Source organism: Gaetbulibacter sp. M235 (assembly GCF_043876835.1).
Taxonomy (GTDB): Bacteria; Bacteroidota; Bacteroidia; order Flavobacteriales; family Flavobacteriaceae; genus Yeosuana.
Genome location: NZ_JBAWJZ010000001.1, coordinates 114,978 through 135,781, shown reverse-complemented (window position 1 = coordinate 135,781; position 20,804 = coordinate 114,978). Strand labels below are relative to the sequence as shown.

Sequence of the window (20,804 nt, the reverse complement as noted above, 5' to 3'; positions counted from 1 at the left end):
AAAAATAGTATATTAATGACGCCTAAAGAAAATCAATTTATTTCTTAAACAGCGATTAATTTGTTTTGTTAGCGGCAAAAATTATTCGCCGTGTAACCAAGCTTTTTTAGCTAAAAGAGCTTCTTCAGATTCAACATGATTTTCATCAGGAATACAACAATCTACAGGACAAACAGAAGCACATTGTGGTTCGTCGTGGAATCCTTTACATTCAGTACATTTATCTGAAACAATAAAATAGAATTCGTCAGAAATTGGATCGTTTTCAGCATCAGCATCAACTTCTTTTCCAGAAGGAGTTGTTACAGTTCCTGATAAAGCAGTTTCGTCTGAATAAGACCAATTTTGATCTGGTTCATAGATTGCATTGTTAGGACATTCTGAAATACAAGCGTCACAGTTTATGCATTCGTCTGTTATAATTATAGCCATAATTTTTAATTTTTTTTATTATAATATAGTACAATATTAAACTTAATTCGACTTTCAGTAAATGACAAAAATCATATTTCATCTTAAAAAGTGAAATTATCTTTGATTACTTTAAATATAATGACAATTAGTCATTTTTCATAAATTAATAAGACATAAATTATGATAACAGAAAAATTGAAACTTCAACCAGAGGTCTTAGAAGCTGTAGTTATTAGATTTGTTGGAGATTCTGGAGACGGGATGCAATTAACAGGAACGCAGTTTTCTGATACATCAGCTATGTTTGGAAATGATATAGCTACATTCCCGAATTATCCATCAGAAATCAGGGCTCCTCAAGGTAGTTTATACGGAGTTTCAGGATTTCAAGTTCACATTGGTAGTGTTGAAGTAAGTACACCGGGTGACAATTTGGATTTATTAGTGGCTATGAATCCAGCTGGTTTAAAAACAAATTTATATGCTTTAAAACCGGGACATACCATTATTGTAGATACAGATGCTTTTAATAAAAAGAACCTAGAAAAGGCACAATATGACACTAATCCACTTGAAGACCATAGTTTAGATAACTATAGAGTGATTCAGGTTGATATGACTTCATTAACCAAAGAAGCTTTAAAAAATGTTGAAGGCTTGGATAATAAGGCTATTACAAGAAGCAAAAATATGTTTGCGTTGGGAATGGTGTATTGGATGTATGGAAGAGCTAAAGAACACACGATTGAATTTTTTAATAAAAAGTTTAAAGCTAAACCTAATTTAATTGAATCAAATACTAAGGTATTAAATGCCGGATACTATTTTGCTGAAACTTTAGAATTAATACCAAACGCCTATACTATTTCTCCAGCAAAAATGCCGTCTGGTACCTATAGAGTTATTATGGGTAATACAGCTACTGCTTGGGGGTTTTTAGCAGCTGCTGAAAAAGCTGGGTTGGAATTATTTTTAGGTTCTTATCCAATAACACCTGCTACTGATATTTTGCACGAAATGGTAAAGCATAAACATTTTGGTGTAAAAGCTTTTCAGGCAGAAGATGAAATTGCAGGTATAGCATCAGCAATTGGTGCCGCTTTTGCAGGAGACTTAGCAATAACAACAACATCGGGACCAGGTTTAGCATTAAAAGGAGAAGCTCTTGGGTTAGCTATGATTATGGAATTACCATTAGTAGTTGTAAATGTTCAGCGTGGTGGCCCTTCAACAGGATTGCCTACAAAAACAGAACAATCAGACTTAATGCAAGCTATGTATGGTAGAAACGGAGAAAGTCCTGTTATTGTCATCGCTGCAAGTACACCTGCGAACTGTTTTAACTTTGCGTTTCAGGCAGCTAAACTGGCTATAGAGCATATGACTCCAGTTATATTATTAACTGATGGTTACATTGCTAATGGATCAGCTCCTTGGAAAATTCAAAATACAGATGAGCTTCCAGAAATAAAAAATAACATTACAAAGACTGCTTATGAAAATTGGCAACCTTATACTAGAAATGAAGATACTTTAGCTAGAAATTGGGGAATACCTGGAACGCCAGGGCTTGAGCATAGAATTGGTGGTTTAGAAAAGGATAGTGTTACAGGTAATGTAAATCAGGCTCCAGAGAATCATGAGAAAATGACTAAAATTAGAGCCGAAAAGGTTAAACGTGTTCAAAATTATATTCCAGAGATAAAAACCGAGTTTGCAGATTCTGGAGACTTGTTAGTTGTTGGTTGGGGCGGAACCTATGGATCGTTGCATTCTGCCGTAAAACAAATAAACCTAGAAGGATATAAAAACGTTGGATTTGCTCACTTCAATTATATTAATCCACTTCCAAAAAATACAGAAGCTTTATTTAAAAGATTCAAAAAAATTCTGGTTTGCGAGCTAAACAATGGTCAGTTTGTTAATATTCTTAGAATGAATTTTAATGGCTTTGAATTTTTACAGTTCAATAAAATTCAAGGCTTGCCTTTTGGGAATAATGAACTTTTAGATGAATTTAAAAAACTAGTAAAATAATTATGGAAGCAATTGTAGAAAAAAAATATACCTATAAAGATTTTGAAAGTGACCAAGAGGTAAGATGGTGCCCAGGATGCGATGACTATGTTATTTTACGCTCAATGCAAAAGGCACTTCCAGAAATGGGTGTTAAAAAAGAAGAAGTTGTATTTGTTTCGGGTATTGGATGTTCATCGCGCTTTCCTTATTATATGGATACGTATGGTATGCACTCTATTCATGGTAGAGCACCTGGTATTGCATCTGGTATAAAATTGGCAAATCCAAAGTTAAGCGTTTGGGTTATGACTGGTGACGGTGATGCCATGGCAATTGGAGGGAACCATTTTATTCATGTATTAAGAAGAAATATAGATTTAAACATTGTTCTGTTTAATAATGAAATTTATGGTTTAACAAAAGGACAGTTTTCACCAACATCATTAGTGGGTCAAAAAACAAAATCATCACCTTACGGAAACACACAACCACCTTTTAGTCCTGGCGAACTAGCACTTGGTGCAAATGCCAGATTTTTTGGAAGAATAGGAGGAAACGTTCCTAAGGACATTAGTCAAATGTTAATTGAAGCACATAAATTTAAAGGGACTTCATTAATAGAAGTCTTGCAGAATTGTGTTATTTTTAATGACGGATGCTACAGCAACATTACCAATAAAGAGGTAAAAGAAGATAAACAGATTTATTTAGAACACGGAAAGCCAATGATTTTTGGTAAAAACCGTGATAAAGGCTTAATTTTAAATAAACTTAAATTAGAAGTTGTTACTATTGGTGAAAATGGCATTACTGAAGCAGATATTTTGGTGCATAATGCTAAGGAAAAAGATCCAACAATGCATCAAATGTTGGTAAGGTTAGAATACCCGGTTGCAACAGGAATTATCAGAAGTTTTGAAGATGTAACTCTTGAAGAACGTGAAGATGCTTTAACTAAACAAGTAAAAGCAAATTCTAAGTTTACCAAAACAAATGACCTGTTCTATTCAGGAGAAATATATATGGTAAATTAATTTTTTGAAAGCTAACATATGTCAGTTATCAGATTAATTATTACCACTAATTTTGAACTTTTTAAAAAGAATATATAAATGGGATCAGAAGCTATCATAGTCTTTTTATTATCTGGAATTGTTTTAGTTGCCGGAGCGAATTTTTTATCAAATTTAATTTCACATAAATCAGATAATGCTCAAAAAAGAGAACCTTATGAAAGTGGTATGTCCACTATTGGACCTACTTGGGTGCAATTTAAAGTAGGCTATTATCTATTTGCAATCTTGTTCTTGGTTTTTGATGTAGAGGTTGCATTTTTGGTTCCATGGGCAGTTGTTTTTAAAGATTTTGGAGCCGTTGGTTTTATCGAAATACTCGTTTTCTTATTTATTTTAGGATTAGGGTTAATTTATGCATGGAAAAAAGGAGCGTTAAAATGGGAGTAGAAGACAAAGAGAGATATTTATCTCAAGCTGAATATAGAAACACAGAAATTCCAAAAGATTTCCCTGGAAAAGTTATTCCGGCAGGAAATGGAGCTAACGTGATTGTTACTTCATTAGATCAAATAATCAATTGGGGGCGATCAAATTCACTTTGGTCGCTTTATTTTGGTACCAGTTGTTGCGCCATAGAAATGATGCAAACTGGAGCCGCAAGACACGATTATTCTCGATTTGGTTTCGAGGTTGCTCGCCCTTCCCCACGTCAAGCAGATTTAATAATAATAGCAGGAACTATTGTTAATAAAATGGCACCTGTATTACGTCGCTTGTACGATCAAATGGCGGAGCCAAAGTATGTAATAGCAATGGGAGCCTGTGCAATTTCAGGAGGGCCATTTTTCTATAACACGTATTCAGTAGTAAAAGGTGCAGACCATGTTATCCCGGTAGATGTTTATGTTCCTGGTTGTCCGCCTCGTCCAGAAGCTTTATTACAGGGTATGTTAATGCTTCAGGATAAGATTAGAACTGAAAGCATGAAGCAAAAAGAAAATCCTGTTGATGGATTTGATGAAGGTAAATAAATAAGAAGTTATGACTAATGAAGCCTTACAAAATTTAATAAGTAGCTGGATTCCGGAATTAGAGTTTTCTGAAGAAGGATCACAGTTTTTAAATATTACTGTAGCACCAGAAAATCTTCATCAATTAATGACAGATTTAAAGAATAATAGTGAAACTAAATTCGACTATTTATTCTGTTTAAGTGGCGTTGATTGGCAACCAGAATTAGGAGTAGTTTACCATCTTGAATCGACTACTTACAGACACATTGTTGTTGTTAAAGTAAAAACTTCAGATAGGGAAAATCCAATCTTAGATTCTGTTTGGAATATTTGGAGAACAGCAGAATTTCATGAACGCGAGGTTTTTGATTTCTTCGGAATAAAATTCAATAATCATCCTAATTTAAAGCGTCTGTTTTTAACAGAAGAATGGGAAGGCTATCCTTTAAGAAAGGATTATGAAGATGAGATTAATATGGTTATTAAATAGGCGATTATGGAAACAACTGTAGTTAAAAGTAATTTTAAATCAGAAGAATATTTCATCAATATGGGTCCTCAACACCCTGCTACGCATGGTGTGTTACGTTTACTTTTAACCATTGATGGTGAAATTATTAAAAAAGTAGAACCAGATTTAGGATATATCCATCGTTCTATTGAAAAAATGTGTGAGCGTGATAGCTATCAGCAAATAGTTCACCTTACAGATAGAATGGATTATCTGTCTTCTCACATTAATAATGAAGCGGTTTGTTTAACTGTTGAAAATGCCCTTCAACTGGAAATGCCAGATCGCGTAAAAGTGATTCGAACCATTCTTAGTGAACTTACCAGAATTGCTTCACATTGTTTATGGTGGGGCGTTATGGGAATGGACGTTGGCGCATTGACAACTTATTTTTACGGGTTTAGAGACCGTGAAATGATCAATGATATTTTTGAGGAAACTTGTGGAGCTAGATTAACCATGAATTACAACATTCCTGGTGGATTAATGTTCGATGTTCATCCTAATTTTGTAAAAAGAACAAAAGATTTTATTGCTCATTTTAAAACAAAACTACCAGAGTATGATACCTTGCTAACTGGCAATGTCATATTTCAAAAAAGAACAAAAGGAGTTGGTATTTTAACTAAAGAAGATGCTATTTCATTTGGTGCTTCCGGACCTGTTGGACGTGCTTCAGGATATTCTTGCGATGTTAGAAAACATCATCCATATAGTGCTTACGATAGAGTAACATTTAATGAAGCCATAAAAACTGAAGGAGACACGTTTGCAAGATATCAAGTAAGAATTCAGGAAATGTGGGAATCTATTTCCATTATAGAACAATTAATTGATAATATTCCTGAAGGGGATGTTCAGGTTGCAACCAATGCCGTAATAAAATTGCCAAAAGGGGAGTATTACCAAAAGGTAGAAACAGCACGTGGTGAATTAGGTGTTTACATTATTAGTACAGGAACAAAAAATCCATATCGTGTGAAATTCCGTTCTCCAGGATTTTCAAATTTATCATTATTAAATCATATTGCAGTTGGTGGAAAAATAGGCGATTTAGTAGCATCTATGGCAACACTTGACCTTGTAATACCAGATATAGACAGATAATTATGAGCACAATGATTATAACATTAAGCATAACAAAAACCATTCAGGATTGGCTTATAAGTATGATGCCCGAAGGAGTTGCAAGTATATTAGCTATGGTAATAGTAGCCTTAATATATTTAGCAATTTTTGCTGTAGCAGGGTTGTATTTAGTGCTTCTTGAACGTAAAGTCGCAGCCTGGTTTCAATTAAGAATTGGACCAAATAGGGTTGGATATTGGGGTTTACTTCAAACCATGGCAGATGCTTTAAAATTGGTTTCAAAAGAGTTGACAGGAACCATTAAAGCTGATAAATTTTTATACAATTTGGCACCCTATTTTGTAATTGTTTCCTCGTTAATGGCCTTAGCAGTCTTTCCTTTTACACAAGAATTTCAAGCTTTTGATATTAACATAGGAATCTTCTTCTTAATAGCTATTTCATCAATTGGAGTGATAGGTATTTTGCTGGGAGGGTGGAGCAGCAATAACAAATTTGCATTAATTGGAGCCATGCGTAGTGGTGTCCAAACCATTAGTTACGAATTATCGGTTGGGCTATCATTATTAACCATGATTTTATTGACAGGTAGTTTACAATTATCAGAAATTGTAGAAGTTCAAAAAGATGGTTGGCTCATTTTACAAGGACATGTACCAGCAATTATAGCCTTTATGATATATATGATTGCAGGAACTGCAGAAACTAACCGTGCACCTTTTGATATGGTTGAAGCAGAATCTGAACTTGGTGCAGGTTTCCATACCGAATATTCAGGGATGAAATTTGCCTATTTCTTTTTAGCTGAATTTATAAATATGTTCATTATTGCAGCCATAGCAACCACGGTATTTTTTGGTGGTTGGTTATCTCCTTTTGGAATAACCGAATCATTGCCTTGGTTAGGAATCTTTTGGTTTTTAGGTAAAACATTGGTGATAGTATTTTTAATGATGTGGTTTAGATGGACATTTCCAAGGTTAAGAATTGATCAACTGTTAACTCTTGAATGGAAATATTTGTTACCAATTAACTTGATTAACATCGTGATAATGGCAATAATTGTTTGGTTAAACTTAACAATTAAATTTTAGGGTTATGGGTTATTTTTCAGATATATATAAAGGAATAAAAACACTGCTTACCGGTATGAGTGTTACCGGAAAGTATTTTTTAACTTCTCGAAAAGGAGCTATCACTCAGCAATATCCAGATAATAGAGATACTTTAAAAATGTTTGAACGTTTTCGTGGTGAAGTTGTGATGCCTCACGATGAAAACAACGAGCATCAATGTACCGGTTGTCAAAAATGTGAACTGGCTTGTCCTAACGGAAGTATTGAAATAATCTGGGATAGAGGTATTGACGAGACTACAGGTAAGAAGAAAAAAAAGATAGATAAACACATTTACCACTTAGGATTATGTACCATGTGTGGGTTGTGTATTGAAGCCTGTCCTACAGATGCTATTGTTTGGGCTCAAAATTATGAGAACTCAACTTACGATAGAACACAATTAACAAAAGTGTTGAATAGACCAGGATCAAAAGTTAAAGCTGGTATAGAAGATTAAGGATATGGAAAAATATATATTTTACATTTTATCTGTTATAATAATAGTGTTTGCAGTGGCTTCAGTAAGTAGTCGCAAAATGCTTCGTTCTGTTATTTACCTGTTATTTGTTTTATGCGGAATCGCGGGTATTTACTTCTTGATTGACTATAATTTTCTGGCTGCAATTCAACTTACAGTTTATGCAGGTGGCATTATAGTGCTTATTATATTTTCGGTATTACTGGTTCATCATATTGAAATGGAACTGGAAATTGCAAAACCATTCAGAAAAATGATAACAGGGTTACTCTGTTTGTTAGGCCTTGGGGTTTTCTTGTACACCATTTATAATAACGATTTTAATGTTGTAGAAAACAGTATCACAACTTCTACAGCCGATATAGGCTCAAAACTTTTAAGCTATGATTCTGGTGGATTTATCTTGCCGTTTGAAGTAATAAGTGTTTTACTCTTAGCTTCAATGATTGGAGCTATCGTGATAGCAAAAGGAAGAAAATTAAATGATAAAAATGACGATGCCTTATGATAGCAGGAATTAGTATATATGAAATTTTAACGGTAACATCCATCTTATTTTTTATTGGTATTTACGGTTTTATAACAAGAAAAAATCTTATTTCAGTATTGATTTCTATAGAATTAATATTGAATGCATCTGTGGTAAATTTTGTGGTTATAAACAAGTATTTATATCCAGATATGCTGCAAGGCGTTATTTTTTCAATTTTTATTATAGCAGTTGCCGCTGCAGAAACCGCCTTGGCAGTTTCAATTATTATTAATCTTTACAGGCAAATTAGTTCTGTTGAGGTTAAAGACACTGAAGTTATGAAATATTAATATTTCGAATTATGAATATTAGTTACATTGTATTAATTCCGTTAATTCCTTTAGCAGTTTTTTTATTGTTAGGACTTAATAGTAAAAAAATTAAACCAGCAATCTCGGGCTATATTGGAGTTCTTGGGCTGTCAATTTCTGCTGTACTTTCATATTACACAGCTTATAAATACTTTTTTGTAAGTGGTAAAATAGATGGTGTTTATCAAACTTTTGTAAACAAATCTGTTTGGATGAATTTTACAGAAACCTTGCACATTGATATGGGAGTTTTAATAGACCCTATTTCGGTTATGATGCTAGTTGTAGTGTCAACAGTTTCTTTAATGGTGCATATTTACAGTAGAGGTTATATGAAAGGTGACGATGGTTACACCAGGTTTTTTGCCTATCTATCCTTATTTACATTTTCAATGTATGGGTTGGTTTTAGCAACCAATCTGTTCCAAATTTATATTTTTTGGGAATTGGTAGGTGTATCCTCATTCTTATTAATTGGATATTATTACACAAAACCATCTGCAGTTTCTGCAGCAAAAAAAGCCTTTATTGTAACTCGTTTTGCCGATTTAGGATTCCTTATCGGAATTTTAATCATGGGTTATTTTGCAGGAACTTACGATTTTGAAACTTTAAATAATCCAGAAGGAAGTGTTATTTTAAATTGGGCAGCTACCTCTTTTATGGGGCTTTCGGTTATCACATGGGCATTAATCTTAATATTTATTGGTGGTGCAGGTAAATCAGCAATGTTTCCATTACATATTTGGTTGCCAGATGCCATGGAAGGTCCAACACCAGTATCGGCATTAATCCATGCGGCTACTATGGTTGTTGCAGGTGTTTTTTTAGTAGCTAGATTATTTCCTATGTTCTATTTTGTTGAAAACGGATTTGCGTTGAATGTTGTGGCTTATGTTGGAGCTTTTTCTGCTCTTTTCGCAGCTATTATTGCAATTACTCAAACAGATATAAAACGAGTTTTGGCATTTTCAACAATGTCTCAGTTAGGATACATGATGTTGGCTTTAGGTGTTTCTGGTTATGATGGTCACGAAGGTGTTGGTTATATGGCGTCTATGTTCCATTTGTTTACACATGCCATGTTTAAAGCTTTATTATTCTTAGGGGCAGGTTCTGTTATTCATGCGGTTCACAGTAACTATTTAAAGGATATGGGTGGATTGCGCAAGTATATGCCAATTACTAATATTACTTTTTTAATAGCAGCTTTAGCAATTGCAGGTGTTCCCCCATTTGCTGGATTTTGGAGTAAGGATGAAATTTTAGTTGCAGCTTTTGAAAGCAATAAACTTATTTATTATGTAGGTGTATTTGTTGCAGGACTTACAGCTTTCTATATGTTTAGAATTTACTTTGGTATTTTCTGGGGAAAAGAAAGAGAGTATGAACATGCACCACATGAATCGCCACTATCAATGACAGTACCCTTAATAATTTTAGCTTTATTAAGTATTGTTGGTGGTTTTATTCCGTTTAGTGAATTAATTACTGCAGACAGACTTGGTTTTGAAGCGCATTTAAACTACCCTTTAGCTGGTATAGCAACAAGTGTTGGTATAATTGGTATTGCATTGGCTTGGGTATTTTATAAAAAAGAAAACAGCTTGTCAGATAAATATGCAACAGCGTTCGGACCTCTTTATAGATGGGCAAGCGATAAGTTTTATTTTGATGAAATTTATCTATTCGTAACAAAGAAGATTTTGTTTAATGGTATTTCCAGACCTTTTGCTTGGTTTGACAGACACGTGGTTGATGGTACCATGAATCTAATTGGTAATTCAACCGTAAAATCTTCAAATAAAATTAAAGGGTTACAATCTGGGAAGTTTCAAGATTATGCCTTTTCATTTGTCATGGGAGCTGTCATCATAGTATTAGTGTTTATTTATTTATGGACCAACTAAAAGGATTAATATGGATATTCTAACTCTTTTCATAATTGTACCTATAATAACTGTTATTGCTCTTGTCTTTTCAAAAGGACTGGAACGGTCTCGAATTGTTTCAATGATTGGTAGTTTTGTTCAATTGGGTATGGCAATCAATTTGTTGTTTGCATATTTTAAAGAACGTGCGGTAAACAGTGATATTATGGTGTTTACCAAAGATGTTGTTTGGTTTAAAAACTTCAACATTCATTATAATATTGGGGTTGATGGTATTTCGGTTGCCTTAATACTTTTAACAGCTATTGTGGTTCTCGCAGGTGTTTTTATTTCATGGAAAATGCAGGAATTGCCTAAGGAATTTTTCATCTCGCTTATAGTACTTTCTTTAGGAGTTTATGGGGTTTTTATTTCGGTTGATTTATTCACATTATTTGTGTTTTTTGAGATTGCCGTAATCCCAATGTATTTGTTAATAGGTATTTGGGGTTCTGGTCCAAGAGAATATTCTGCCATGAAGTTAACCCTTATGCTTATGGGAGCTTCTGCCATTTTATTGGTTGGAATTTTAGGAATTTATTTCAACTCAAATGCAGATGGAGGACCTTTAACATTCAATATATTGGATATTGCACAAGTGCATATTCCTTTAGCAGCACAAAAATTATTTTTCCCATTTGTGTTTATAGGCTTTGCTGTTATTAGTGCTTTATTTCCATTTCACACTTGGTCACCTGATGGTCATGCTTCGGCGCCAACAGCTGTTTCTATGTTGCACGCTGGTGTGTTAATGAAATTAGGAGGTTATGGTGTTTTTAGAATTGCAATGTTCTTATTGCCTCAAGGTGCATTACATTGGTCTTGGTTCTTTATTATTTTAGCCGCAATTGGAGTGGTTTATGGAGCGTTTTCAGCCATTAGACAAACCGATTTAAAATACATTAATGCCTATGCATCGGTGAGCCATTTAGGGTTGGTATTATTCGCGTTATTAACGCTTAATAAAATTGCTTGGAATGGAGCCATCATTCAATCTTTATCCCATGGGCTGTTAACAGCTATGTTTTTTGCGCTTATAGGAATGATTTACGGAAGAACACATACAAGAGATGTTACCAAACTGGGAGGAATGATGAAAATTTTACCATTTATCGGTGCTATTTATGTTATAACAGGATTGGCTTATTTAGGACTGCCTGGGTTTAGTGGATTTGTAGCTGAAATGAATATTTTCGTTGGAGCTTTTCAGCAAAATTCAGATACATTCAATAGAGTTCTTACAATACTAGTTGTGTCATCTATTGTGGTAACATCGGTTTATATTTTAAGATTGGTTGGAAAAATAATGATGGGACCATTAGAAACCAATGAAGTAAACGATTTGCCAAAGGCAACATGGTTTGAAAAAACAGGTATTTTATTATTAATGATTCCTGTAATTGGAATAGGTGTAGCACCTTTCTGGTTAAGTGAAATGATTATGAAAAGTTTAGAACCTTTTATTCAAGGGGTATTATAAAATTAAACAGATAACTAATGAATTTTAGTAGCTTTTTATTAATGCGGCAAGAAATTATACTACTCACAATTATTTTATTGTTGGTAGCAGCCGAAATTGCAATAAATAAAACCAAAAAGCAAAGTATTGTACATTTGGCTATTTTCTTATTTGGTATTCATACTATAATTGGGTTTTTACCAATGCAGTCAAGTAACTTGTTTGGTGGAATGTTTAGAACAAGTGAGTTAATTCACTTTTTTAAAAATGTACTTAATGTAGGGGTCTTTATTTTATTGCTCCAATCTGCAGATTGGTTGGAAGATAAAATCGTGAACAATAACAAAGGAGCAGAATTTTTCATACTCTTATTTTCTTCTTTGTTAGGAATGTATTTTATGATCTCTGCAGGCGATTTCTTAATGTTTTATTTAGGATTGGAACTTTCAACATTACCAGTTGCTGCTTTAGCTGCTTTTGAAGTGACTAAAAGAATTTCCAGTGAGGCCGGAATAAAATTTATATTGTCTGCTGCTCTAGCATCTGGAGTTTCCTTATTTGGTATTTCAATGCTCTATGCAACTTCTGGATCTATTTATTTTGACGATATTATCAAGGTGATTGCACCTACTAATCTGACTATATTAGGGTTTGTGTTGTTCTTTGCCGGATTAGCTTTTAAAATATCATTAGTACCATTTCATTTCTGGACCGCCGATGTGTATGAAGGATCACCGGTTAGTATTGCTTCATACTTATCTGTTATTTCAAAGGGTGCAGCCGTTTTTATACTCATGATTTTAATGTTTACTGTTTTCAAAGCGTTAATGCATGTTTGGGTAAATATTATTTATGTAATAGCTATAGCTACCATGTTTATAGGTAACCTATTTGCTCTTAGACAGCAAAACATGAAGCGCTTTTTGGCATTTTCTTCTATTGCTCAAGCAGGATTTATTTTATTGGGTTTAATTACTGGAACACATTTAGGAACCGCCTCCATCATTTACTTTGTATTGATTTATATCTTTTCAAACTTAGCCGCTTTTGGTGTTGTTCAAGCCATTTCATTAAAAACTGGTAAAGAGAATATGAATGACTATGAAGGCTTATACAGAACCAATCCTAACTTAAGTTTGGTCATGATGCTGGCTCTGTTTTCATTAGCTGGAATTCCGCCAGTGGCAGGATTTTTTGGCAAGTTCTTCTTATATACTGCAGCTGCAAGTGAAGGGTATTATTTATTGGTTTTTTTAGCGGTTGTTAATGTGACTATCTCTTTATATTATTATTTATTAGTTGTAAGAGCTATGTTTTTAAGAACTAGCGATCATGCTATCCCATATTTTAAGAATAGATTATACATGAGATTGGGACTTTTAGTAACCGTTATAGGTATTTTAGTTTTAGGTCTTTACAGTCCGTTATATGATTATATTTTTGAATTAAGTAAAAATTTAAATTAATAAGCTATGCCATTATCAGGAAGTCATATGTTTGGAAGTATTGAAGATACAAGAGTCACTTTTGTTGAAAAGGGAGTTTCTGAAAATCGCAAAGATTTTTTGAAAAAACTGCTTGAACATAATGGTCTTGAAGTTTTAATTGAAGAAGACAAAAAGAAAGCAGAAGACGACCCGCAATTATATACTGTAGCAGTTACCGATATGGTTTTCAATCCTACCATTTGGGTGTATCAAAGAAAATTAAAAACCTTTGATGGGAGAAAAGTAAACCAAGATTATTGGGAACAGCGCTCAGAAGATACCAAACCACAATACTGGAATAACGGCAAAAAATCTTAGCCCTTATATTTCAAATACTTTTTAAAATAATATTTAATAGAATCATTCTGTATTTCTATTAGATAAATCGTGGTTTTTCGTATTTAATCTACTATTCCTATTATTTTAATAGGAATTATTTTTTTATTTAAATTTAAGTTTTATTTTTGCCCCTATTTCGTATAATATTTTAAAGAATTTTATAGGAATAAAAAGAAATGTCCTGAAAAACCTATTTTAAAGATGCAAGATATTACAATAAAAATAACCGATAGAGAAGGAACCCAGCATCATGTTGTGGCTCCCACAGATATGGCAATGAATCTTATGGAAGTTGTACGTTCTTATGAATTGGCTCCGGAAGGAACCATTGGTGTTTGTGGTGGTATGGCAATGTGTGCTTCTTGTCAATGCTATATATTAAGCAATACCGATTTACCTGAAATAGGAGATGAGGAAGATGCTATGTTATCTGAGGCATTTTATGTAAAGCAAAACAGCAGATTAGGTTGTCAAATTCCAATTACGGCTCAACTTCATGGATTAGAAGTAGAGTTGGCTCCAGAGAGTTAGTCAAACTTTTAAACCAATGCTGTAAATCCTAAAAAGGCCAAAGCCAGAAGTCCTGCTACTAGCAGATTTATTGGCACGCCTTTCATCCCTTTTGGAATATTTGCTAACTCCAATTGTTCCCTTATACTGGCAAAAACAATTAAGGCCAAAGCAAATCCTAGAGAGTTTGAAATGGCAAAAAATACGGCTTTTATCAAGCTGCTATTTTCTAATCCTATGGCTAATATGGCAACACCTAAAACAGCACAGTTAGTTGTTATTAGAGGAAGAAAAACACCTAATGCTTGATATAGAGAAGGACTTACTTTTTTCAGAATAATTTCTACCATTTGTACTAAAGCAGCAATTACTAAAATAAACGAAATGGTTCTTAAATAATTTAATCCTGCAGGAACTAAAACATATTGGTGTAATAAATAAGTCACAGTTGTGGCAATGGTCATTACAAATAATACAGCACCAGACATTCCTATGGATGTTGATACTTTATTAGAGACTCCTAAAAAAGGGCATATCCCTAAAAACTGAGATAATACAATATTGTTTACAAAAACTGCGGCTATGAGTATAATTAAATAGTCCATTACGAAATTGTTTTAGAAGTAATTTTATTAAATAATACAGTTAAGTAAGACAATGCTATAAAGGCTCCTGGAGGCAAAATAAACAAGATAAATGTGTTGGCGTTTTCTGGAACAAATGAAAGCCCAAACAAACTGCCACTACCCAATATTTCTCTAACTGAGCCTAAAACGGTTAAGGCTATTGTAAACCCTAATCCCATTCCTAAGGCATCAATAACTGAGGAAAATACATTGTTTTTTGAAGCAAAAGCTTCAGCTCTTCCTAAAATAATACAGTTTACTACAATCAACGGAATAAAAATTCCTAATTGTTCATATAAAAAAGGCACAAAAGCCTCTAAAATCATTTCTACAATAGTTACAAAAGAAGCTATTATGATGATAAATGCCGGAATTCGAACTTTAGCAGGAATAACACCTTTTACTAATGAAACTACTACATTAGACATGAGTAGTACAAAGGCTGTTGCCATACCCATACCTAAACCATTAAAAGCTGATGATGTTACACCTAGTGTTGGACACATACCCAATAACATAACAAACGTTGGGTTTTCTTTTATAATTCCTTTTAAGAAATTTTGCTTTTGATTTAATTTTTCAGCCATAATTCTTAATGTTTCAATTCAATTAATGAACTATTATTTTTTATAAAAGCATCATAAGCCGTTTGTGTGGCATCACAAAATGCTCTAGATGAAATAGTAGCACCTGTTAAGGCTTCAACGTCACCGCCATCTTTCTTTACCTTTAATTTAAATGTGGAAATATTAACGCCTTTAAATTGTTGTAAAAATTTATCTTCCGTCATTCTTGTTCCTAAACCTGGAGTTTCCTTTTGTTCTAGAACGACCACGTTCTCGATATCGCCAGAAGGCTTGAAACCAATCATGATTTTTACTAATCCACTGAATCCTTTATCTGTTGAACCTATAATGGCTGCGCCAACAAATTGATTGTTTAAATACGCAGGATAAACTTCTATACTATCTGAGGACTTTTCAGATTTAACAAGTCTCATATCTTCAACAGGGTTGTTATCAAAAGTTGGTAAAACTAATTTTAAGGCGTTTATTTTCTTCTCTAATTTAGCTTTAGCTTTAGGTTCTATAGTTAAATCGTTTACATACCCTAATGAAAATCCGGATATTAGTGTGATTATCAAAAGCGATAACAACATCCCTAAAAAGGTTGATTCTTTCTTGCTCATAACTACATGATTTTAGCTTTTATTTTAGAGCCAAATCTTCGAGGCTTAAAATATTTATTGATTAATGGCACGAAGGCATTCATAATTAAAATAGCAAATGAAACACCTTCAGGATAAGCTCCGAAAAGCCTGATGACTATGGTAATAATTCCAATGCCAATGGCAAAAACTACCATACCTTTTTTAGTCATGGGGCTGGTAACCAAATCGGTTGCCATAAAAAATGCTCCTAGAATGGCACCACCAGATAAAATATGAATTATTGGATTCGCATAATGTTCTGGATCTATAAACCAAAAAACACCAGTCATAAGCATCATTGTTGTAAGCATGATAACTGGAATATGCCAGGAGATTACTTTTCTTATTATTAAAAATAATCCCCCAATAATTAAAGCTAACGCCGACATTTCTCCAAGAGAACCACCAGTAAAGCCAAGAAGCATATCTATTATTGAAGGTATTTTTGTGCTCATTTGGGTTATAGTTTCCCCATATTGCAAGCCCTCTTTAATAACACCTAAAGGAGTCGCTCCTGTAACGGCATCAACAACCGTTGAATTATTTACAATAGCAGTTGGCCATAAGGTCATTTGTACAGGGAATGATACTAAAAGAAAGACACGACCTACTAAAGCAGGATTAAAGATATTAAAACCTAAACCTCCAAATGATGACTTGGCAACGCCAATAGCAACCAAACTACCCACAATAATCATCCAAATAGGTAAGTTTGAAGGCAGGTTAAATGCTAATAAAATACCAGTTATTAATGCCGATCCATCGGTTATTGTTACAGCGGTTTTTAAAAGGTATTTTTGAATAAGGTATTCAAAAAGTAAACAGGAAATAATAGCTATTGAGGTTACAATTAATGCACCTATTCCAAACACATATAATGAAACTATAAATGCAGGAATTAATGCGATTACTACATCGTACATGAGTTTTTTTGACGTTCTATCTGAATGAACATGCGGTGAAGCAGATACAATGATTGGTTGCGTACTCATAGTTAGTTTTTTGATGTATTTAATTTTTTTACAATATTTTTTCCAAATCTTATGTAGTCTAACAAAGGGCGGTGTGAAGGACATATATAACTGCATGAACCACACTCAATGCAGGTCATGATATCTTCATTTGAAGCATCATCATACTTCCCTTTTTCTGTTAAATTCATTAAAAGATGAGGTTCCAATCCCATAGGGCAAACGTCTACACATTCACCGCAACGAATGCAATTTTTTTGTTCACCTCTGCTGGCTTCATCTTCATGAATCACTAAAATTCCAGAGGTGCCTTTTGTAACGGGAACGTCTAAGTTTTTTATAGCTTTTCCCATCATAGGGCCTCCATTTACAATTTTCCGAGTGCCTTCTGGTAAGCCGCCAACTTCATCTACCAAATCTTTGATTGGAGTGCCAATTTTCACCCAATAGTTAGAAGCGTTTTCTAATTTTTTCCCAGTAATTGTTACAACACGTTCTGTTAATGGTTTGTTGTACTGAATGGCTTGGTAAATGGCGAAAATGGTTCCTACATTATGCACAATAACACCAACATCCAGTGGTAATCCGTTTTTTGGAACTTCTCTATTTAAAATGGCTCTTACTAATTGTTTTTCTCCACCTTGAGGGTATTTTACTTTTAAAGCAGCTACTTTGATGCCTTTTTCTTTTGTAGTGAGATTTTTAAAAACTTCAATGGCGTTTTTTTTGTTGTTTTCAATCCCAATGATAGCCATATCAATATGTAGGGCAAACATTAAAATTTTTATTCCAACTATAATTTCCTCAGTTTTTTCTAGCATTAAACGGTGATCGGCTGTTAGGTAAGGTTCACATTCTACACCATTAATAATCAGGCAATCTAATTTTGCTCCTTCTTTAATACTTAATTTTACATGAGAAGGAAATGTTGCACCACCCAAACCTACAATACCAGACTCATTTATTTTTTGTAATATATCTTTGGGTTCTAAGCTGATATCTTTTTTCAAAGGATATTCTATGTCTTCAAAATTTGCTTCATCTTTAATATCAGTTCTTATAACAATACATTGTTTTTTATATCCGCTTGTATCAATAATCTTATCAAGTTTAGTTACTGTTCCTGAAACAGGAGAATGAATATTTGAAGATACAAATCCACTTGATTTTGCAATAACTTGACCAATTTCTACTTTGTCTTTTACATTAACGGTTATTTCTGCAGGAATACCTATATGTTGTGAAATAGGAACATACACTACTTTAGGGGTAGGCATTCTTTTTATAGATTTTGTTGAAGTTATTTTGTTTTCTGGAGGATGAATACCACCTTTTGGGAATGTTTTAAGCATCAGCATTTAATTTTACAGATTCAACATTTGCTTTAATTTCAGTCTCAACCTTTTTTACTTTTCTGGGAGGAAAGTTTGTTTCAATAATGGAGTGGGTTGGACAAACATCAACACATTTTCTACAAAGCGTGCAAATTACTGGGTCTATGTAAGCTAAATTATCAGCCATGCTAACGGCTCCTTTAGGACAAATGTCTTCACATTTTGAGCAACCAATACAAGCCACTTCACAAGCCTTTTTTGCAATGCCTCCTTTATCTTCATTTAGGCAACCAACAAATATTTTTAAATCTTTTTTGTGTCTAGGACGCATTTCAATAATATTTCTTGGGCAGGCATCAACGCAAGCTCCACAAGATGTACATTTGTCGGTAAGAATAACTGGTAAGCCAGTGGATTCATCCATATACATGGCATCAAACTTACAAACAGACACACAATCGCCATCACCTAAACAACCAAATTGACAATCGGTTTCACCACTATATATTAAGGCTGATATCGCACATGATTTAGGTCCCTGGTATTCAGTAGTTTTTGGCCTAACGTCACAACTTCCTTGACATCTTACTACAGCAACAGTAGGGTCTTTTTCTGCAACTTCTTTTCCTAAAGTTTCGGAAATGAGTTTCATGGTTTCATTACCGCCAACTGGACAAAACAGGCTTGAAATATCTTCAGAATTTACCAATTTTTCTGCGAATGCTTTACATCCAGGTGAGCCACAACCTCCACAATTTGCACTAGGTAAAATATCTTCTACTTCACCTATTAAAGGGTTTTCATAAACATAGAATTTTTTTGAAGCCACATATAAAATAATTGCTGCAATTCCGCCTAAAGAGGATAATAAAAGAACGCTATATAAAACCGAATTTGTCATTCTTAATTATATTTTAATATTGATATTTTAAAGGCTCTTTTTAGTTTGTTTTGTAATAAATAAAGAATAAAATAATATGGTAATAGCACAAAAATTGAAGCTAATCCAGCTAACCATTCTTTAAAAAAAACATTTGTTATTATTAAAGTGGAAAACATTAAAATAAATGGGAAAACATAGGCCCAAAACACCGCTTTTAAGCCTAATGATTTTTTTAAAACCACATTTACATTTTCATTAATTTTAAAGGAATCGATAGAATTAATTATTTCAATTTCTTTTGTGCTAGATTCTGAAATACCACAGGCTCCTTTAGCATGACAAGCTTCACAGTTAATGTTTTGCCCTAAAGAAACAATGACAGAATTACCTTTAATTTTTGAAATAATTCCTGAATGAACAAAAGTGTTTTTTTTAGACAATTGAGAATTCATATATCCTTTTAATTATAAGCATAATGTTTATAGCTAAGTTAGTATATGAGTTTTTCAGATTTTATGATTTATGTCAGTTAAAAATAATAATAGCTTGATTTGCACGACTATAACGTTATAGTTAATGAAGTAATTGAAAAAATGCAATTGATTATCTTCATTTATTGAAATAATAGTATTTACATATAATTCTTGTTACTATTTTAAAATCTGTTTAAAATGTATGGGAGGTATTATGTTATTTTTTCTGAAGCATTTTATGTAAAACAAAACAGCAGATTAGCTTGTCAAATACGTATCACCCCAAGTCTTCATGGATTAGAAGTAGAGTTGCACCATGAGAGCTAAAAACATAAAAAACACAACATACCTAAGCAGATTTATTTTTCAAATATGTTTATAGGTATGTTGTAAAAAGCTAAAATTCTACATTTGTGGTGGTATTGCAGAAGGTACTATGTTTTCAACAGGTTTTATGCTTTTAAGATAGATGAAAATAGATTTAAGATCTTGATCTGTTAATTTTGCAAAGTCTTCCCAAGGCATTGGAGGTAATAATTGCCTACTACTTTCTAATCCTTTAAATTTCCCTTTTCGTATAGCCATAAAAAATTGCTCTTCAGACCATGTAGCGATACCAGTATCATCAGGTGTGAGATTAGCAGCAAAGGAAGTTCCCCATGGCCCTTTAAATGATGTAAGGCCCATAGAAAGCAACAAATATCCATTAGCTGTTTCTTTGTCATATGGAGGTAATATCTCATCTGAAGGATGACCCGAAAGTAAGCGATTTGGATCAGGGATAGGTCCTCTTTCAGTCATAATTTTAGGAGAATGACAATGGTGACATCCACCAAAATCAACAAGGTATTCACCTCTCTTAATCATGTTGATCGAGTCTGGTGTTGCGGGTTCATAAAACGTTTCGTTATCTTTTTTCTCGTTATGAGAATTGCAAGAGTAAACAAAAATGCTTACTAGAATGAGTAATAAAATTTTGGTTTTCATTGGTTGGTTTGTTGGTTATTAATTAGTTAACTGCACTAAAATTAGTGAATTATTTGATTAAATTTTAAATTTGTTAAAAAAATTGGATTGAAG

General features: G+C 33.3%; 25 protein-coding genes. 16 read left to right on the top strand and 9 right to left on the bottom strand.

From position 1 onward, the window contains the following. Nucleotides 1-81: 81 nt before the first annotated feature. Complete coding sequence (locus V8G69_RS00625; RefSeq protein ID WP_394879728.1) at nucleotides 82-432, bottom strand: 4Fe-4S dicluster domain-containing protein; 351 nt, start codon at nucleotides 430-432, stop codon at nucleotides 82-84. A gap of 162 nt (nucleotides 433-594) precedes the next feature. Here V8G69_RS00625 and V8G69_RS00620 point away from each other — a divergent pair, with 162 nt between their 5' ends. From V8G69_RS00620 to V8G69_RS00550, 15 genes are all read left to right on the top strand, one after another. Then, on the top strand, nucleotides 595-2,451 hold the full coding sequence (locus V8G69_RS00620; protein ID WP_394879727.1) for a 2-oxoacid:acceptor oxidoreductase subunit alpha: 1,857 nt from the start codon (nucleotides 595-597) through the stop codon (nucleotides 2,449-2,451). Nucleotides 2,452-2,453: 2 nt separating this feature from the next. Further along, complete coding sequence (locus V8G69_RS00615; RefSeq protein WP_394879726.1) at nucleotides 2,454-3,467, top strand: 2-oxoacid:ferredoxin oxidoreductase subunit beta; 1,014 nt, start codon at nucleotides 2,454-2,456, stop codon at nucleotides 3,465-3,467. A gap of 78 nt (nucleotides 3,468-3,545) precedes the next feature. Then, nucleotides 3,546-3,896 (top strand): NADH-quinone oxidoreductase subunit A, encoded by a 351-nt coding sequence (locus tag V8G69_RS00610; RefSeq protein WP_394879725.1) that lies wholly within the window; start codon nucleotides 3,546-3,548, stop codon nucleotides 3,894-3,896. After that, entirely contained in the window at nucleotides 3,887-4,480 is a 594-nt protein-coding gene (locus V8G69_RS00605; RefSeq protein WP_394879724.1) for an NADH-quinone oxidoreductase subunit B, read from the top strand. Before V8G69_RS00610 ends, V8G69_RS00605 begins: the two co-directional genes overlap by 10 nt. A gap of 10 nt (nucleotides 4,481-4,490) precedes the next feature. After that, the gene (locus V8G69_RS00600; RefSeq protein WP_394879723.1) at nucleotides 4,491-4,952 is read left to right on the top strand and encodes an NADH-quinone oxidoreductase subunit C; all 462 of its coding nucleotides are present in this window, start codon (nucleotides 4,491-4,493) and stop codon (nucleotides 4,950-4,952) included. A 6-nt stretch (nucleotides 4,953-4,958) separates the two neighbouring features. Next, nucleotides 4,959-6,080: an NADH-quinone oxidoreductase subunit D gene (locus V8G69_RS00595; RefSeq protein WP_394879722.1), complete on the top strand. Its 1,122-nt coding sequence runs from the start codon at nucleotides 4,959-4,961 to the stop codon at nucleotides 6,078-6,080. An 11-nt stretch (nucleotides 6,081-6,091) separates the two neighbouring features. Next, nucleotides 6,092-7,156, top strand: coding sequence for an NADH-quinone oxidoreductase subunit NuoH (gene nuoH, locus V8G69_RS00590; protein WP_394879720.1), 1,065 nt, complete (start codon nucleotides 6,092-6,094; stop codon nucleotides 7,154-7,156). Between the two features lie 4 nt (nucleotides 7,157-7,160). After that, nucleotides 7,161-7,637, top strand: a complete 477-nt coding sequence (locus tag V8G69_RS00585) for a 4Fe-4S binding protein (protein WP_394879719.1) — start codon at nucleotides 7,161-7,163, stop codon at nucleotides 7,635-7,637. 4 nt (nucleotides 7,638-7,641) lie between these two features. Continuing rightward, nucleotides 7,642-8,166, top strand: a complete 525-nt coding sequence (locus V8G69_RS00580) for an NADH-quinone oxidoreductase subunit J (protein ID WP_394879718.1) — start codon at nucleotides 7,642-7,644, stop codon at nucleotides 8,164-8,166. Continuing rightward, nucleotides 8,163-8,480 carry an NADH-quinone oxidoreductase subunit NuoK gene (gene nuoK, locus V8G69_RS00575; RefSeq protein WP_394879717.1) on the top strand — a complete coding sequence of 106 codons (318 nt, stop codon included), beginning with the start codon at nucleotides 8,163-8,165 and terminating at the stop codon, nucleotides 8,478-8,480. The genes V8G69_RS00580 and nuoK overlap by 4 nt, the downstream gene beginning before the upstream one ends. 11 nt (nucleotides 8,481-8,491) lie before the next feature. Then, nucleotides 8,492-10,411: an NADH-quinone oxidoreductase subunit L gene (gene nuoL / locus V8G69_RS00570; protein ID WP_394879716.1), complete on the top strand. Its 1,920-nt coding sequence runs from the start codon at nucleotides 8,492-8,494 to the stop codon at nucleotides 10,409-10,411. A gap of 10 nt (nucleotides 10,412-10,421) precedes the next feature. Continuing rightward, on the top strand, nucleotides 10,422-11,912 hold the full coding sequence (locus tag V8G69_RS00565) for a NuoM family protein (RefSeq protein WP_394879715.1): 1,491 nt from the start codon (nucleotides 10,422-10,424) through the stop codon (nucleotides 11,910-11,912). A gap of 17 nt (nucleotides 11,913-11,929) precedes the next feature. Next, nucleotides 11,930-13,357: an NADH-quinone oxidoreductase subunit N gene (locus tag V8G69_RS00560; protein WP_394879714.1), complete on the top strand. Its 1,428-nt coding sequence runs from the start codon at nucleotides 11,930-11,932 to the stop codon at nucleotides 13,355-13,357. Nucleotides 13,358-13,363: 6 nt separating this feature from the next. Beyond that, the gene (locus tag V8G69_RS00555) at nucleotides 13,364-13,696 is read left to right on the top strand and encodes a hypothetical protein (protein WP_394879712.1); all 333 of its coding nucleotides are present in this window, start codon (nucleotides 13,364-13,366) and stop codon (nucleotides 13,694-13,696) included. A 222-nt stretch (nucleotides 13,697-13,918) separates the two neighbouring features. After that, a complete protein-coding gene (locus V8G69_RS00550; RefSeq protein WP_394879711.1) occupies nucleotides 13,919-14,248 on the top strand; it encodes a ferredoxin in 330 nt (109 codons plus the stop codon). A gap of 8 nt (nucleotides 14,249-14,256) precedes the next feature. On the opposite strand, the gene V8G69_RS00545 is transcribed toward V8G69_RS00550, so the two are convergent. The 7 genes from V8G69_RS00545 to V8G69_RS00515 are packed head-to-tail and all read right to left on the bottom strand — an operon-like array spanning nucleotide 14,257 to nucleotide 19,703. After that, nucleotides 14,257-14,832 carry an electron transport complex protein RnfA gene (locus V8G69_RS00545; protein WP_394879710.1) on the bottom strand — a complete coding sequence of 192 codons (576 nt, stop codon included), beginning with the start codon at nucleotides 14,830-14,832 and terminating at the stop codon, nucleotides 14,257-14,259. Then, nucleotides 14,832-15,440, bottom strand: coding sequence for an RnfABCDGE type electron transport complex subunit E (locus tag V8G69_RS00540; protein ID WP_394879709.1), 609 nt, complete (start codon nucleotides 15,438-15,440; stop codon nucleotides 14,832-14,834). Before V8G69_RS00540 ends, V8G69_RS00545 begins: the two co-directional genes overlap by 1 nt. A gap of 5 nt (nucleotides 15,441-15,445) precedes the next feature. Continuing rightward, nucleotides 15,446-16,042, bottom strand: coding sequence for an RnfABCDGE type electron transport complex subunit G (locus V8G69_RS00535; protein WP_394879708.1), 597 nt, complete (start codon nucleotides 16,040-16,042; stop codon nucleotides 15,446-15,448). Nucleotides 16,043-16,044: 2 nt separating this feature from the next. Further along, nucleotides 16,045-17,055, bottom strand: coding sequence for an RnfABCDGE type electron transport complex subunit D (locus V8G69_RS00530; protein WP_394879707.1), 1,011 nt, complete (start codon nucleotides 17,053-17,055; stop codon nucleotides 16,045-16,047). A 2-nt stretch (nucleotides 17,056-17,057) separates the two neighbouring features. After that, entirely contained in the window at nucleotides 17,058-18,386 is a 1,329-nt protein-coding gene (rsxC, locus tag V8G69_RS00525) for an electron transport complex subunit RsxC (protein WP_394879706.1), read from the bottom strand. Continuing rightward, nucleotides 18,379-19,269 (bottom strand): Fe-S cluster domain-containing protein, encoded by an 891-nt coding sequence (locus tag V8G69_RS00520; RefSeq protein ID WP_394879705.1) that lies wholly within the window; start codon nucleotides 19,267-19,269, stop codon nucleotides 18,379-18,381. The genes rsxC and V8G69_RS00520 overlap by 8 nt, the downstream gene beginning before the upstream one ends. A 2-nt stretch (nucleotides 19,270-19,271) precedes the next feature. After that, nucleotides 19,272-19,703, bottom strand: coding sequence for a SoxR reducing system RseC family protein (locus V8G69_RS00515; RefSeq protein WP_394879704.1), 432 nt, complete (start codon nucleotides 19,701-19,703; stop codon nucleotides 19,272-19,274). Between the two features lie 219 nt (nucleotides 19,704-19,922). On the opposite strand from V8G69_RS00515, the gene V8G69_RS00510 reads away from it, so the two are divergent. Next, nucleotides 19,923-20,051, top strand: coding sequence for a hypothetical protein (locus V8G69_RS00510; RefSeq protein ID WP_394879703.1), 129 nt, complete (start codon nucleotides 19,923-19,925; stop codon nucleotides 20,049-20,051). A 78-nt stretch (nucleotides 20,052-20,129) separates the two neighbouring features. Here the strand turns inward: V8G69_RS00510 and V8G69_RS00505 are convergent, their stop codons facing one another. Further along, a complete protein-coding gene (locus V8G69_RS00505; protein WP_394879702.1) occupies nucleotides 20,130-20,711 on the bottom strand; it encodes a diheme cytochrome c-553 in 582 nt (193 codons plus the stop codon). Between the last annotated feature and the right edge of the window lie 93 nt (nucleotides 20,712-20,804).